The sequence below is a fragment of the Pseudoalteromonas obscura genome (genome assembly GCF_030135505.1).
Taxonomy (GTDB): domain Bacteria; phylum Pseudomonadota; class Gammaproteobacteria; order Enterobacterales; family Alteromonadaceae; genus Pseudoalteromonas; species Pseudoalteromonas obscura.
In genome coordinates this window covers 649,489-665,175 of record NZ_JASJUT010000002.1, presented here as the reverse complement: position 1 = coordinate 665,175, position 15,687 = coordinate 649,489, and the positions used below count along the sequence as shown (strand labels likewise).

Here is a 15,687-nt window from a genome sequence, read left to right as displayed (position 1 = left end):
ATGGTGAGAGTCTAAATAACCAGTCCTAGTGACACAAAATTGTGTCCCCTTCGTCTAGAGGCCTAGGACACCGCCCTTTCACGGCGGTAACAGGGGTTCGAATCCCCTAGGGGACGCCACTTTACTCTACTTCTCTTAGAATGATATTCTTCATTAATCTTGCTTATTAAATTCCCTTTGCTAACTTTAATTTACTATGCAGTGCGCATGTGACGTTCGTGTTTAATGACTTTGGTAAATAAAGTGCGATATCCATCAAGATATTGTTTATTGAGTTTTTGTCACTGGGCAAGATTTCAATGTAACCCAATCCCATAAGCTTGATTTAGAACAATTTTTAGTCATTTTTGTCATGCTCGCATTAGCGTTATCACTTACTATTGCTTTTTTATTTAGAGTGAGTTGCTATGACTAAAGGAAGATCCACGGTAACCAACCGAGAGTACGACTACCCCAGCTCCTATAATTTGCTGTCTACCACCAATACCAAAGGCCAAATTAAATATGCGAATCGCCAATTTTGTGAAGTTGCTGGTTTTGAACTTCATGAGCTAGAGGGAAAACCACATAATATTGTCAGACACCCAAGTATGCCTAAGGCCGCGTTTCAAAACTTATGGAACTATATCGAGTCAGGTAAACCTTGGATGGGTATGGTAAAAAACCGCTGCAAGAACGGGGATCACTACTGGGTGAATGCCTATGTCACACCAATTACAAATGGCAGTGGCCAGACTGTAGAATACCAATCAGTAAGAACAAAGCCCGATCGTGCTGTAGTCAATCGAGCAGAAAAAATCTACCAAAAGCTCAATGATGGTGCATCGGCGGAAAGCTTTACTCGAGCTTCAATGTCTTTGTCTACTCAAATGATGTTGATTATTGGAGTATTTTACATATTGAGTATGGTTTTTGCGTCTTTGCCTTCGCCATGGTCTTATATTTTGGAGACTGTACTGGTGATTATTGCATTGGCATTGACATATCAAAGGTTGTTGCCTGTTCGCGAGTTAAGCGAAAAAGCGCGTAAGGTTTATGATAACCCATTGATGCAGAAAATTTATATCAACAAAGTCAATGACATCGCAGCAATTGAATTGGCTTTGTTAGCGCGAGAATCTGAGTTAAGAGCCGTGCTTGGACGAGTTAAAGATGCCAGTGATACCGTACGTGAACATGCGAAAGAAACTGTAGATGAGTGTGATAAAAGTGCACAGTTGCTCAACAACCAGCAGGCACAAACGGGCTCATTGGCAACGGCGATTAATCAAATGACAGCAACGATTCAAGAGATCGCCTCGAATACCAACAACGCAGCATCTCAATCTGAAGCGGCGCTAAAATCAGTCAAAGAGGGCAGTTTAGCGGTTAATGAAAATATGGAGAACAATTACACCTTGTCTGAAGAGTTGACGCAAACGCAGTCTGATATTGAAGATTTGAATGCGCAAACGGTGAATATAGGCGGCGTTGTAGACGTGATCAGAGGGATCTCCGAACAAACGAACCTACTTGCACTTAACGCAGCGATTGAAGCCGCACGGGCTGGGGAACAAGGTCGAGGGTTTGCTGTGGTCGCGGACGAGGTTCGGGCACTGGCTCAAAGAACTCAAGACTCTACCAAAGAGATAGATGATATTGTCGCGAATCTGAGACAGAGAGCTGAGCGGGCTGTGCAAGCGATCCAAAATGGCGTTGAAAAGTCAGGACAGTGTGTCGAAAAAGCAGAAGGTACTAAGGCGTCTTTGGATAGCATCAATGCCATCGTTAATGATATCTCTAGCTTGAACTATCAAATAGCCACTTCAACAGAAGAAATGTCAGGGGTGAGTAATGAGTTAAACAATAATGCCGTGACTATTTCGCAATTGGCAACTGACTCATTACAAAGCTCTGATAAGTCGTTAGAAACCATGTCAAATACCCAAAAGGCACTGTCGGATCAAAAGTCTTTGGTTGATCAATTTATTGCTAAGTTTCAAGGGTAAATAACAAGGTAACGGGCGTGATTGCACGCTCTTTCCCTCAACACTTTTATACAGCTAGCCGACTACGCCGATGTCAAAAGCAAACAAATAGCCAGTTTATTCAATTTTATTATTCCGACACTATTTATGATGCTTGTTAAAGAAAGAGCGAATTTGTCTCATTGCTCAAAACGACATAGGTATCATATGAACAAAGAACTACGACAAGCTTTCCAACATGAATTGATAACGGCAAAAGTACTGTATTTGGAGGGAGACTTTGATAACTGTTTTCTCCACCTTGAAAGAGCGCATATATTAGGGCAGTCCTATGTGTTCAGACATACCCTAAGTCATTGGTGGATGCTAAAAGTAGGTTTTAAAACAGGTGATAAAAAAGAGGTGCTTGGGCAAGTCTTGAGAATATTTGCCTCGATTATTTTCTCCCGCATTTGGGTGCCAAAAGGGAATACTGGAGGGGCAAATGTGAATCCGTTTAGGCCTATGCCAATACCAGATGATCTTCGAAAGCTCTTACGTGATTGAACATGCAAGTCGCTAGTATTGTGACTAGGATTGCAGATACACTGTTGGTAAAAGAAGATTAATAGGCACTTAAGTGACAAACTCTAATGTTTGGATAAAGACAGGCTTAGTACTGACATATGGCGAGAGTATAGATGCTGATTATCATAGCCATCTTGCCATGCAGCTTATCTGGCCTGACAGCGATGCTATGTGTATCTTGAATGGAGAAACGCTTCAGAGTGTTGCGATCATTGATTCAAGGCAAACTCACTGCCTGAGTATGACTAAGGGGTGGGTGCTATTGATTGAGCCAAGTAGCATGTTAGGACAAAGTTTAAAAGAGAGGTTAAATAGCCAGTCTTGGGTGTCTATGCCAATATTGCAAGGAGCTGACATTGAATTGCCAATAAAGCATCAAGGTGATGCGTTTGGTCACTTTGCCAGTTTGCTAGCCGCAATAAACTTAGATGGGAGCTTGTTAGATACTGATCTAAGTATTGTTACCGATCCTCGTATAGGTGAACTGCTGGACGAGCTAAATCTTTGTTTCACCGCTTCATGTACTAAACCCAATCAGTGGCGAGCAAAAGAGGTGGCGCAAAAATGTCATTTATCTGAGAGTCGTTTTTTGCATCTATTTTCACAGCAAGTCGGGATAGCGTGGCGACCATACCTATTATGGAGAAGAATGATCTGTGCATTGCAGATGATGATGAATGGAGCAACGGCTACAGAAGCAGCCTATGGCGCTGGATTTTCTGACAGCGCGCATTTGAGCCGCACATTTAGAAGTACATTTGGTATGACAATCAGACAGGCAAAAAGCTTATTAATTAGTTAGAAATAAGTTTAAATGTTTGTCATAGAGGTTTTTGTGGGTTTGGTTTTTCTAATATAGCTTCTTTTTCTCCAAGCTAGTTCAACGCCATAAATCACAAAATGTACTGTTTTTTATATTTAGTAGGTAACTGACTTACAATTTAAAGTTACTCAAGTGATGAGAGCGTTCATGTTTTGTAACATTTCATAGGTGTCCAATGTCTTGTTGTTATGCCAAATTACCAAAAATAACATGTTTAAAAACTAACCAAGTCAATGGTGTGGATGGGCATTAATATGAATTAGTCGGAGCTGACTATTTAGCTGAACCACCCATGGCATAGCTCGAGGTCACAAGGAGACGTAATGCTCACAATACACATTATGGCGGGTTCATTTTTGTTGTTGTTTGGTATAGGCGCTTTAAGTTTTACTAAGGGAAAGCTCTGGCACAGGTGGTCCGGCAATCTATTTTTTTTAGCTATGGTAGTCATGACTGTCACTGCCGCTTTTTTTAATGGCGGCCTAACCATGTCACTGCTGACATTTTACTATGGCGTAACCGCTTGGACCATAGTCTTAAGAAAAGAGCGGTCAACGGGTACTTTTGACGTGCTGGCAATGTGTTTAATCTTGTACGTCAGCCTAGATCTATTTTACTTTGTTTATACAGCTACTGAGCTTTCTACGACTTTTAAAACAATTTTTACTATTCATGCATCGGTGGCGCTGATGGCTGCGTGTTTAGACCTTAAGATGATTTTAGGTGGTGGCCTTAGTGGCAAACATCGAATAGCAAGGCACACATGGAGAGCGTGTTTTGCTTTGTTAGGTGCCGTTATGTCTTTTTCCGCTAATACATCAGATAGATGGCCAGGCTTTATAGACAGTAATGCCCTTATTTATCTTATGATTGCTGTGCTTTTTTATTGGTTGATCAGAGTGCTTTTTACAGGTTGGCACAATAGATTAAAAGATACTCTTGGCACGAGTGTCTTGGTAAAGCGGTGGTTGGTATTGAAGCGAACTGTAAAAGCGTCATGATTTGCGACCCGTGTTAATAAAAATAATATTTTCGAGCAGTCTTCAAGCAATATAGGCTGCTCTTGTTATTTTGTGTTTTTCACCGGTGTGCACATCGCTTTCTACAACACTCTATCGAGTCAGCTTCTGGTAGCGAGCTGTTGCTTGCGATACTGCCCCGGGGTGCAACCAGCAAACTCTTTAAATGCACGGGTAAAAGGGGCGGCAGAAGCAAAACCACTTTCAATGCCAACAACAAGTACGGGCCAGTCTTGTTTATCGGGTGCACTAAGTAAAGTTTTAGCGTATTCAATGCGCATTTGGTTGACGTAATGATTAAAGTTTTTGGCATTGAAACTATTGAGCATAATCGCGCGGATTCGATATTCGGGAACATCTAGCTCTCGAGCAATATCGGCGACTCGCAAACTTGATTCTAAAAAGCGTTTTTCCTCAACCAACAATGTTTGAATTTGGCTAGCAAGCGTGATTTCTTCTTCAAGGTTTGGCTCTGTATTTTTTTCTTGTAGATTAAGCCGCTGTTGGCGAAATCGGATCAGCCCATGTGTGCTGGTCAGTATTAAAGTATAGGCGAAAACCACAAGCCAATCTCGTCCTGTACCAGCCAAAAATCCGGTTGGTAGAGCTGCGGCAACTAGCATTACACTGACAATGCAAATCATGAATGAAGACAGATAAATTGTGGTTATTTTATGTTGTATTGCCGTTGCATTGTGTAACACTCGATAGCCTTCCCAAAACGCGAGAATGAGCATACCTGAAGAGAATATTGCAATCGCTTCTGATAAAACGGTTATTAACACAGGTAGCCAGTTTGTATCTAGCAGCCACATCTTTTCAGAAAAGCGCAAAAGGTGTCTCAATATCAAGCACGCCCCGAGTAAGCCGACAAAAAGGAGGTGATGGCGATTTATTGGCTTGGCTTTTCGGAAAAATGCACGTGAAAATAGCCAGTATCCGCTACAAGTGGCAAAACCGAGAATACCTATCAGATGATGATAGGGGGATAGATAGTGGTCTGTTAATTTATATGCAATATGCATTGACGACGATGCACAAAAAAAGGCGAACGCTAAATGTAAAACATGTGTTTTTCGAAGGCGATAATGAATGATGGCAAATGCAAGACATAGCACTACAGTAACTAGCTGCGCAATTTTTAGCAGATCCACTTTATACTCCCTCCTACTTTTACAGTGATTCTACATTAATTTTGTTCTTTTTCGATAATCTTATGATTTATTGCCTTTTTTTAGCATCGATTTTCAAATTCGATGCTCTTTAAGCTCACCCCCATGGCAGCATTGAGGTGAAATTTAGAAAACAAGGTATGGTTATGCGAAGAAAATCTAAGAGTGATTATGAAGGCAGTTATGCAACTAGTGATAATAGTAACGAGTTTGATCCGATGCGAGATGGCGCTCCAAAAGTCGCGCTTTGGAAGACTTGGGGGCTTCGAATAATTTTTGCGGCTATGGTCATCGTATTGGGCTCAAAGCAATTGAATTATCTTCTAGAAGGCGCTTCGCAATGGAGTAATTGGAGAGGGCTCGGGCACTCTATGTTATTCACACTTGCGATATTGGCAATTGGAGGCGTATTTCGCCCTTTAGCGTTTCTTCCGGTTATGATCTATGAAATGGCTTGGAAAATAGTTTGGTTGGCTGTTGTCGCACTACCGCCATTTCTGGCAGGCCAAGAGATCCCTGGCATTGTAAATGTGAAAGCATCGATCATTGGAATTTGTGTGCTGATTATTTTGGTCCCATGGAAATATGTTTGGTGGAGATATTTTACGCAACCAATTGAACCTTGGAGACAGAAAAAGTCAATTAACAATAATAAGTGATAACAATAAATGTAATCAAAACAGTAACAGTGATGATATCTAGGGGGTGTGCAGATGCCACACCCTTCGCTGCTTTATATCACGTTTGAGCAATTGCGAGAGCGGACTGCTATTTGCCGCTCTTAAGGAGTTAATAGCACATAGCCCCGAATTCCAAAAAGCGGCAGCCAGAGAGGTTAAAAAGTTAAACTGCTATTCAACTTTCTCTTTAAATTCACATAAGTCTTCAATAATACAGGAGCCACATTTTGGCTTTCGCGCAGTGCAAACATAACGGCCGTGCAAAATCAGCCAGTGGTGCACATCGACTTTAAACTCTCTTGGAACCACTTTTTCTAGTTTCTCTTCGACGGCGACGACATCTTTGCCCATGGCGAATTTCGTTCTATTGGACACTCGAAATATATGGGTATCTACCGCAATGGTTGGCCAGCCAAATGCACAATTGAGTACCACATTTGCGGTCTTTCTACCAACCCCTGGCAACGCCTCTAATGCTTTGCGGTCTTGAGGGACTTCAGAGCCATGCTTTTCAATTAGGATCTGGCAAAGCTTATAAACATTGTTGGCTTTGGAATTATATAAACCTATAGTTTTGATATACTCTTTTAATCCTTCAACACCTAGCTCTACGATAGCTTCGGGGGTGTTGGCAACAGGAAACAGTTTACGTGTGGCTTTATTAACGCCTACATCTGTGGCTTGAGCGGACAAGGTTACCGCGACTAATAGCTCAAATGGGGAGCTGTATTCAAGATCTGATTCAGGGTTTGGATTGTCTTCACGTAAACGAGTTAAGATCTCTAAACGTTTTGCTTTATTCATGACGGTTTTTTCAGTGTTTTGCTATGGTTGACCAAGCATGACAGCCCTTGACTGCCCCGTGCTATCACGCTTGGTTATTCACACCCATTGAATGACGGTTCAAGTGAGTGTGAAAAATGAATTAAGTAAGACTGGTTACGCGTGCTCTTTGTGTTTTTTCGACAGGTGCCGCAGGCTTGGTTTGCGACTTTTTGCGCTCGTCAAAGTAATTCTTTGCAGCGATGATAAGGCCTAAGCCTAAAAATGCGCCCGGCGGTAAAATGGCAACTAAAAACTGGCTATCAAAGCTGATGATTTCAAGGCGCAGTGATGCAGCCCAGTCCCCGAGCAGTAGCTCTGCTCCATCGAACAAAGTCCCTTGACCAATTAACTCTCGCATAGCCCCTAAAATGACTAATACGGCGGCAAAGCCTAGACCCATCATCACTCCATCCCATGCTGACAGGATAGGTGTATTCTTTGATGCGTAGGCCTCAGCACGGCCGATAATGGCACAGTTGGTCACGATTAATGGAATGAAGATCCCTAAAGACTGATAAAGACCAAAGGTATATGCATTCATCAGTAATTGAATAATGGTTACAAATGCAGCAATAATCATGACAAAAACGGGGATGCGTATATCTTTTGGCACCCAATTTCTCACAATTGATACGGTCACATTTGAGCCTACAAGAACCAGTAGCGTCGCAATACCTAAACCAAGTGCATTGGTGACGGTACTGGTGACAGCTAAAAGAGGACATAACCCAAGTAATTGGACCAACGCTGCGTTATTTTTCCATAACCCTTCATGGGCCAGAGTTTTTAACTCACTCATAACTGTTCCTCTTGGCAAATATTTGGCTGAGCAAATAAGCTGTCAAAGTTTTGATGTGCATACCAAGTTGCTGTATTAACTGAGTGCACCACTGCTCTGGGAGTGATGGTGGCACCGGTAAATTGATCAAACATGCCACCTTCTTTTTTGACATTGAAGCGGGGATCCTCTGCTGATTGCACTTGCACCCCCGAAAAACTGTGTACCCAATCAGATTTTTTAACTTCGACTTTATCGCCTAAGCCCGGTGTTTCTTTATGTTGAGTAATTCGTACCCCTGCGATTTCAGCGTTGGCATATAGCGCAGTTAATATATCAATGTTGCCACTATATCCTTCAGGTGTAATATGTTGCACAAGTAGGGCGACAGGCTGGCCGTTATGTTTTGCACGATAAATACGGTGTGGGCCATTGGGGCCAAGCTCAGGTGCGTTACTTTCGATACAGTCTAAATACAGTTCATTGTTATATTCATCAGCGGGTAAAACCTGTGTCAGTGTACGCATTAAATGCTTTTTCTCTTGCGCTTCAATACGCGGCGCTGTGAGCTGCTGGACTAGTGCTACGCTGCCTGTGGTTGCTAGCGCAAACGCAGTCAGGATCGCGCCATTTTTTTTCATTGATGCAAGGATCATTTTTTAGCTCCATGTCCATATGTGCGCGGCTGGGTGTAGTAGTCAATCAAGGGGACCGCCATATTCAGAAGCAACACAGAAAAAGCAACTGCATCAGGGTAGCCGCCATATTGCCTGATTAAATACACTAAAAGACCAATTAATGCGCCATAGATCAGCCGGCCCTTGTTTGTTGTTGAAGCGGAGACAGGATCTGTGGCAATGAAAAAAGCCCCAATCATGGTTGCCCCACTCAGTAAGTGGAATGCTACGCCTGCTTGATTGCCCAATACATAACCAAATAGACTGCAAATTGATAATGACACAATCATGGCAACAGGAATATGCCAATTGATCACCTTAGCTTTAAGTAGGTACAGCCCACCGAGAAGATATGCGATGTTTACCCACTGCCAGCCTTCACCGGCAAAGTGAGTGAAAGCACTATTATCCATGGCTTCTGTGACCGTCAGGTTTTGCCCTGTTGCCGTTTTTACATGGTCGAGCGGTGTGGCGCCGGTTGCTCCATCAATGACTTGTCTTGCCTGCTCTAGAGACAAACCAGAGCGAGTAGATTCCGTAAAAACTAAAGCGAGTTGGTCAAGCACTGGAAGTGGTGCGCTCAATAAAGCCTGAATAGGTAGCCAAGCAGTCATCTGTACTGGGAAAGAAATGAGTAACAGCACATACGCAGCCATAGCTGGGTTAAATAAGTTGAATCCGAGTCCACCGTAGAGCTGTTTGACAATAACTATGGCAAAACATGCGCCGATGACAACAACCCACCAAGGCGCTAGTGGGGGCACACTCACTGCAATTAGCACACCGGTTAGCCAAGCACTGCCATCGCTTAACGTTGGCCATACGGGTCGACCGCGCAGTGTGAGCATGGCTGCTTCTGCTAGGCTTACTGTGATCAGTGCCAGCGCGAGCTGAATAAATACACCAATGCCAAAGAAGTAACTTTGCACCAAGATCCCAGGAATGCAGGCTAACATCACACAAAGCATGAGCTTGTTGACGGATTTCAGGCTGTGATTATGGGGCGATGAAGCCATGGTTAATTTCATGACAGATCATTTCCTTCTTGTTCTTGGGCTTTCTTCTTGGCTTTTGCGCGTTCGACGGCTGCGCGAATTGCTGCTTTGCGTTTATCTTCAGGGTTGAGTTCGCTTTCAGGTATCGAAGTACTGTTTTCTTCTGTCGTATCAGTACTTTCCACACGAGTTTGCTCCGCCTCTTTAGCAGCCTTTTTTGCCTTAGCACGGGCAATAGCTGCGGCCACTGCGGCTTTACGCGGATCTTCTGGCGCTTCGTCAGCTGCGGATTCCTCGCTCACCTGTTCTTCGGCTTGCTCAGCGGCAGCTTTTGCTGCCTTTTTCGCTTTGGCACGGGCAATAGCAGCGGCCACTGCGGCTTTACGCGGATCTTCTGGCGCTTCGTCAGCTGCGGGTTCCTCGCTCACCTGTTCCTCGGCTTGCTCAGCGGCAGCTTTTGCTGCTTTTTTCGCTTTGGCACGGGCAATGGCTGCGGCCACTGCGGCTTTACGCGGATCTTCTGGCGCTTCGTCAGCTGCGGGTTCCTCGCTCACCTGTTCCTCGGCTTGCTCAGCGGCAGCTTTTGCTGCCTTTTTCGCTTTGGCACGGGCAATGGCTGCGGCCACTGCGGCTTTACGCGGATCTTCCGGCGCTTCGTCTATTGCAGGTTCCTCGTTGACCGGCTCTTCAGCTTGCTCAGCGGCAGCTTTTGCTGCTTTTTTCGCTTTGGCACGAGCAATGGCTGCTGCGACGGCAGCTTTACGTGGATCTTCCGGCGCTTCTTCTGTTACTGGTTCTTCGTGAACTAGCTCCTCAGTTTGCTCAGCGGTCGCTTTTGCTGCTTTTTTCGCTTTGGCACGAGCAATGGCTGCTGCGACGGCAGCTTTGCGTGGATCTTCCGACGCGACTTCAGTTGCAGGGTTTTCAACCTCTGTTTGTTCAGAAGGTGTTTTAGCTGCCTTCTTAGCTTTAGCACGGGCAATAGCTGCGGCAACCGCTGCTTTTCTTGGATCGTCCGCCGTTGCTTCAATGGGTGCCTCAGAACTGGCTTTACCAGTTTCTTTGTCAGCTTTTTTTGCTTTAGCTCGAGCAATAGCAGCAGCGACAGCTGCTTTACGAGGATCTTGCGCCTCAGATTCCGCAGCCGCTTTTTCTGCTTTTTTCGCTTTGGCGCGAGCAATAGCCGCTGCAACCGCATCTTTTGGTGCACTGCCTTGATCTGTGCCTGCTTTTTCTTCTTTGTACTTTCTAGCTTGTTCTTTTCTTTTTGCTCTTTCTAGTGCAACGGCGCTATTATCGGGCTCAAGTGTTGTAGCATCACCGTCTGCTTTTTTCGCTTTAGCACGTTCAATAGCGGCTTGTACCGCAGATTGCTCTGGGCGTTTTTTCTTAACACGCTCAAGCGCTTCCGAAACTTTAGCTTTGTCTTTTGCAGGTGCGCTACGCGCTGGACGTTTGTGACGGTTTTGCCTTTCTTCTTGCTCTTTTTCAAGACGAACTTTTCGCGCTTCAAAACGCTCTTTGGCACGCTCAGCTTTAACCTTTTCAAGTTTTTGTTCTCGGATCTCGGCTTTCGCTACACGGTAATATTGCACCAAGGGAATTTCACTTGGGCAAACATAGGAGCAAGCGCCACACTCAATACAGTCAAATAGGTTGTATTCTTCGAGCTTGTCGTACTCTTGTCCTTTTGCAAACCACTGCAGTTGTTGTGGCAATAAGGTTTGCGGACAGGCGTCGGCACAAGCACTACAGCGAATGCATGCTTGTTCTTGTCCTGCGACAGCGAGTTCTTGGTTGTCAGGTGCCAAAACACAGTTGGTGGTTTTAACTACTGGGATCCTAACTGTCGGGAGAGTGAACCCCATCATTGGGCCACCCATAATCACACGTTGTTCATCAACAGGCGTAAAACCTTGGCTGTATAGCAGATGTTTTACTTCTGAGCCGAGCAGTGCCCAAACATTTTGGGGGGTTTGTATAGTATTTCCTGTAACAGTGACTACGCGCTCTATCAAAGGTTTGCCTTTATAAACCGCCTCACTAACAGCAAATAAAGTACCAACATTTTGAACCAAAACGCCTACATCAGCGGGGATCCCACCACTGGGTACTTCTTTGGAAGTGAGCACTTTTATCAATTGCTTTTCGCCACCAGAAGGGTACTTGGTCGGGATGGCGCGGACTAATATCTTGTCGTTGTGTTGAGCTGCAAGCTTCATAGCAGCCAATGCTTCAGGTTTGTTATCCTCTATACCAACTAAGGTGCATTGAGGAGACAAGATAGAGCTCATCACCTCAATACCTCGGATGATATCTTCAGCATGCTCTCGCATCAGCATATCATCTGCGGTGATGTATGGCTCGCACTCGACGCCATTGACTACCAAAAATTCAATAGTCTTAGCACTATCGGCTTTAACATATGTTGGAAAGCCTGCACCACCCATGCCTGCAATACCTGCGTGGTGGATAATATCTATCAGTGCTTTATTGTCTAGGCCATCAATAGAAGTGCGAGCTTGCAAGTCACACCACTTATCTTCACCATCAGGTGTCAATACGATGCTCAGTTCTGGCATTGCAGAAGGGTGAGCTGAAGGCATTGGCTTGATATCTGTGATTGTCCCAGAGGTCGGAGCGTGGATCGGTAAAGACCAGTTGGTGCCAGGTTGTGTTAAAACTTGACCTTTTAATACATGCTCCCCCTTATTAACAAGGAGCTGGCCATTGGCACCAATATGCTGTTTTAACGGCAACACCAGGTATTCAGGTAGAGGTAAAGAACCGATTGAGACCTGATTGGAGATAGATTTTTGTTCTGGTGGATGAATGCCGCCGGGAAATTGCCACAGCTTGCCGCTTTCAATTTGTTCAAGTAATGTTTCCACTTAAACCTCTCAATCAAGTTGTTTCACTGGAATGGCGTCTATTTGCCATTTCCAAGATTGTTTTGTTTCGGCGACTGGGATCATGTCTATGCAGTCAACAGGGCAGGGCTCTACACATAAATCACATCCGGTACACTCGTCAGCAATGATGGTATGCATCTGTCGGGTCGCGCCGACAATAGCATCGACAGGGCATGCCTGGATGCATTTAGTACAGCCAATGCATTCATCCTCGCGTATATAAGCGACTTTTTTAATTGGCTCTGCTTCTTCCCCGCCGGCGAGCGGCTTTGCTTCAACGCCCATCAGATCTGCAAGCTTTTTAACCGTTGCTTCACCACCAGGAGGGCATTTATTGACATCGTCGCCATTGGCAATTGCTTCTGCATAAGGTCGGCAGCCTGGGTAGCCACATTGACCACACTGAGTTTGTGGTAAAATGGCATCGACCTGATCCACAATGGGGTTACTTTCAACACGGTACTTAATGGCTGCGTAGCCCAAAATTAAGCCGAAAACGAGTGCGAGCGCACCGATAGCTATCAAAGCATACAGTAATGTCATTTTACAACTTCACCAATCCAGAAAAGCCCATAAAAGCAAGCGACATAAGGCCTGCGGTGATCATGGCAATTGAAGCGCCTTTAAATGGGGTAGGGACGTCTGCAACGGCTAAACGCTCTCGCAGTGCGGCAAATAACACTAACACCAATGAAAAGCCTACGGCCGCGCCAAAACCATATACAGCAGAGCTGATAAATGTGTGCTCTTTTGTAATGTTAAGTAATGCCACTCCAAGAACTGCGCAGTTGGTAGTAATAAGCGGGAGAAAAATCCCCAGTAATCGATATAAAGTGGGGCTGCTTTTCCTTACCACCATTTCTGTAAATTGCACAACTACGGCTATCACCAGTATAAAACTCATGGTGCGTAGAAAAGTCAGATCTAATGGTAGCAAGATATATTGATTGACTAAGTAACTTGTGACAGAAGCAAGTGTTAAAACGAATGTGGTTGCCAATGACATACCAATGGCTGTTTCAAGTTTACTTGAAACTCCCATAAATGGACAAAGTCCCAAGAATTGAACCAATACAAAGTTGTTTACCAGCACAGTGCCGATAAGCAACAACATATACTCTGTCATTCATGCCCCTTAACTAACTATTTATCTGCGTTTCGCAACGTGTCATAAGACTGGAAATTCTAACAATTTTCCTCGCTGAGATCACAACATTTAGCAGACTTTATTTGCATTGAAATGAAAAATTGGTAGGGAATGTTGACAATTCATGGAGGGATAAAGTACCCCTCCAAAATTTGTGGCTTTAGACTTCTTTAGGCTTTTCGATGTAATAGCCTTGTACACCGTCGAGACAGAGTGTTTCAACAATGTGCTTTTCTTCTTGACTTTCAACGCCTTCGGCAAAAACACTGACACCGATACGGTGCGCCAAATCAACCATTAAACGCATAAAATATTGATTGTTTTTATCTTCTTCTAGGCCACGGGTATAGCTTGCATCCATTTTGATAAAATCAGGTTTTAAATCCCTAAAGAATTTAAATGAAGTCAGGCCAACGCCAAATCGCTCTACAGTAATACGTGCACCGACACGGTGAACCATATCAATAAAGCGTTTACTGGCTTTGATATTTTGTTGTAAGCCGAACTCACTGACCTCAAAAATGAGCTTTGATGCCAAGTTACCGTCTTTAAGCAGTCTTCTTTCTAGCCAGATCACAAACTGATCGCTATGAGCACTAGAGGCGGTAACATTGATGCCAAAAAACTTTTCGTTGAAATTACGTGTTTTAATTAATTCTAGTGAGCTATCAATGATCAGTTGGTCAATCTCAATGGCCATGTCGAGCTTTTCAGCCATGGCTAAGAAGGAAGCCGTCGGCAGCATTTGATTGTCTTCAGTTTTGAAGCGCGATTGGATCTCGGCATAGGCTTTGACATTTTTACCGATAGGCATAATGTTTTGCATCATCAGGTTAACACGGCGGCTGTCGATAACTTCCCGGATGACTCTGCGCCAGTTTTGGTTACCAAACCCTGCACCTACATTATTAACAATGTCACTTTCGCGCTGTAAATGCCACGCGTTAGCTTGTTTACTTTGCGCCATGCTCATTGCGTTATCAACGACAGAGAGCAGTTCTCCAAGTGGCTTGCCGGACTCATAGGAGACAATACCCGCGTTTGCAACGGATGCCAGCTCTTGGTTTTGCTGATATTGGGTAAATCTAGCCTGAAGTGTCTCACCAAATTGCTCAGCCTCTTTGGAAGGAACATTTGGTAAAATAACGGCAAAGTCAGAGCTATTGAGTCTGAAAACTTGGCTTCCCGTATAGGTGCCACTAACATGCTTAACAATATCAGACACGGCACGAATATATTCATCACCTTTTTGATAACCACGAGTTTGGTTGATCATTTGCAATTCACTACAGCGGATCATTGCCAGAGTACCAAAGCTTTTATTGTTGGCTTGTTCAATTTGATGTTCGTAGTACTCAACAAACATATTCCGGTTGCCAAGTCCTGTTACTACATCTTTATAAGCTTCTTGCTTTATAGAGTGTGCAGCAGACTTAATATCTTCTTGTTTGCTTTTGAGAAAGTGGGCTAACCGATTAAATGAAGGCGCTAACTCAGCACCTAGCTCGGTAACTTTACCGGTGTTAAAGTCTTCTTCTATGCTCTCTGTTACTTGATTTTGCGTAATATACACATCAACTGCATTGGCAACAGTCATACTGACATTGCGATTCAGCTTTTTATAAATGGCTTGCATATAAAAGATAGGAATAAAAGCAACAAGTGCTGAAATCAGTAACATCAATAGCAGGGACTGCTGTAACAAAGAAGCCTGACTCTGAGCGTTAATCACAAACTCTATTTTGATGTCTTTGGTTTTATTGACTGCAAATTGGGGCCGAATGGAATTAAAGGTATTGGCAATGAGATCAGCTAAAAATGGTAACTGGGTAGGGGCGCCCAATTGTAATACTGCTTGGCCGGAAAAATCTCTTACTATAAAAGTAGAAAAAACATTCCCATTACTCAATGACAGGCGAATATGTTCTGGGGTCATATCATTCATGGTTTTTTCCTGAATGTAGTTACTGACCATCTGTTGTGCACTCATTTGTGCACGACTTACAGCGCTGTCAAAGCTTGAAGCAACAAAAAAGCTACCCACAGCTGAGAAAAGTAACCAAGATACAAATTGTAGAAATATGAGTTTTTTAAAGCCTGCCATTATTAATCTTCTGCCTGAAAA

14 protein-coding genes and 1 tRNA gene are annotated in these 15,687 nt (G+C 43.9%); 6 read left to right on the top strand and 9 right to left on the bottom strand.

Annotation, left to right across the window (positions count from 1 at the left end):
* The first annotated feature begins 43 nt into the window (after positions 1–43).
* From QNM18_RS07170 to QNM18_RS07150, 5 genes are all read left to right on the top strand, one after another.
* Positions 44–119, top strand: a tRNA-Glu gene (locus QNM18_RS07170).
* A 288-nt stretch (positions 120–407) separates the two neighbouring features.
* Positions 408–1,988 (top strand): methyl-accepting chemotaxis protein, encoded by a 1,581-nt coding sequence (locus QNM18_RS07165; protein WP_211009907.1) that lies wholly within the window; start codon positions 408–410, stop codon positions 1,986–1,988.
* A gap of 186 nt (positions 1,989–2,174) precedes the next feature.
* Positions 2,175–2,513: a DUF3703 domain-containing protein gene (locus tag QNM18_RS07160; protein WP_284136755.1), complete on the top strand. Its 339-nt coding sequence runs from the start codon at positions 2,175–2,177 to the stop codon at positions 2,511–2,513.
* 73 nt (positions 2,514–2,586) lie between these two features.
* The gene (locus tag QNM18_RS07155) at positions 2,587–3,336 is read left to right on the top strand and encodes a helix-turn-helix transcriptional regulator (RefSeq protein WP_284136754.1); all 750 of its coding nucleotides are present in this window, start codon (positions 2,587–2,589) and stop codon (positions 3,334–3,336) included.
* A gap of 344 nt (positions 3,337–3,680) precedes the next feature.
* Complete coding sequence (locus QNM18_RS07150) at positions 3,681–4,358, top strand: hypothetical protein (RefSeq protein ID WP_284136753.1); 678 nt, start codon at positions 3,681–3,683, stop codon at positions 4,356–4,358.
* A gap of 119 nt (positions 4,359–4,477) precedes the next feature.
* Here QNM18_RS07150 and QNM18_RS07145 read toward each other — a convergent pair whose 3' ends face one another.
* Positions 4,478–5,530 carry a helix-turn-helix domain-containing protein gene (locus tag QNM18_RS07145; protein ID WP_284136752.1) on the bottom strand — a complete coding sequence of 351 codons (1,053 nt, stop codon included), beginning with the start codon at positions 5,528–5,530 and terminating at the stop codon, positions 4,478–4,480.
* 164 nt (positions 5,531–5,694) lie between these two features.
* Between QNM18_RS07145 and QNM18_RS07140 the strand changes: the two genes are divergently transcribed.
* Positions 5,695–6,207 carry a hypothetical protein gene (locus QNM18_RS07140; RefSeq protein WP_211009903.1) on the top strand — a complete coding sequence of 171 codons (513 nt, stop codon included), beginning with the start codon at positions 5,695–5,697 and terminating at the stop codon, positions 6,205–6,207.
* Positions 6,208–6,399: 192 nt separating this feature from the next.
* Here QNM18_RS07140 and nth read toward each other — a convergent pair whose 3' ends face one another.
* The 8 genes from nth to QNM18_RS07100 all read right to left on the bottom strand — a co-directional run bounded on the left by nth (position 6,400) and on the right by QNM18_RS07100 (position 15,666).
* Positions 6,400–7,032 (bottom strand): endonuclease III, encoded by a 633-nt coding sequence (gene nth / locus QNM18_RS07135; RefSeq protein ID WP_211009902.1) that lies wholly within the window; start codon positions 7,030–7,032, stop codon positions 6,400–6,402.
* Between the two features lie 121 nt (positions 7,033–7,153).
* Positions 7,154–7,852, bottom strand: coding sequence for an electron transport complex subunit E (locus tag QNM18_RS07130; protein ID WP_023400203.1), 699 nt, complete (start codon positions 7,850–7,852; stop codon positions 7,154–7,156).
* On the bottom strand, positions 7,849–8,487 hold the full coding sequence (gene rsxG / locus QNM18_RS07125; RefSeq protein ID WP_284136751.1) for an electron transport complex subunit RsxG: 639 nt from the start codon (positions 8,485–8,487) through the stop codon (positions 7,849–7,851). The genes QNM18_RS07130 and rsxG overlap by 4 nt, the downstream gene beginning before the upstream one ends.
* Positions 8,484–9,536, bottom strand: a complete 1,053-nt coding sequence (rsxD, locus tag QNM18_RS07120) for an electron transport complex subunit RsxD (protein ID WP_284136750.1) — start codon at positions 9,534–9,536, stop codon at positions 8,484–8,486. Before rsxD ends, rsxG begins: the two co-directional genes overlap by 4 nt.
* On the bottom strand, positions 9,533–12,394 hold the full coding sequence (rsxC, locus tag QNM18_RS07115) for an electron transport complex subunit RsxC (RefSeq protein WP_284136749.1): 2,862 nt from the start codon (positions 12,392–12,394) through the stop codon (positions 9,533–9,535). The genes rsxD and rsxC overlap by 4 nt, the downstream gene beginning before the upstream one ends.
* Positions 12,395–12,403: 9 nt before the next feature.
* Entirely contained in the window at positions 12,404–12,958 is a 555-nt protein-coding gene (gene rsxB, locus QNM18_RS07110; RefSeq protein WP_023399637.1) for an electron transport complex subunit RsxB, read from the bottom strand.
* Position 12,959: 1 nt separating this feature from the next.
* Positions 12,960–13,541: an electron transport complex subunit RsxA gene (gene rsxA / locus QNM18_RS07105; protein ID WP_023399636.1), complete on the bottom strand. Its 582-nt coding sequence runs from the start codon at positions 13,539–13,541 to the stop codon at positions 12,960–12,962.
* A gap of 181 nt (positions 13,542–13,722) precedes the next feature.
* Positions 13,723–15,666 (bottom strand): EAL domain-containing protein, encoded by a 1,944-nt coding sequence (locus QNM18_RS07100; protein WP_211009898.1) that lies wholly within the window; start codon positions 15,664–15,666, stop codon positions 13,723–13,725.
* Between the last annotated feature and the right edge of the window lie 21 nt (positions 15,667–15,687).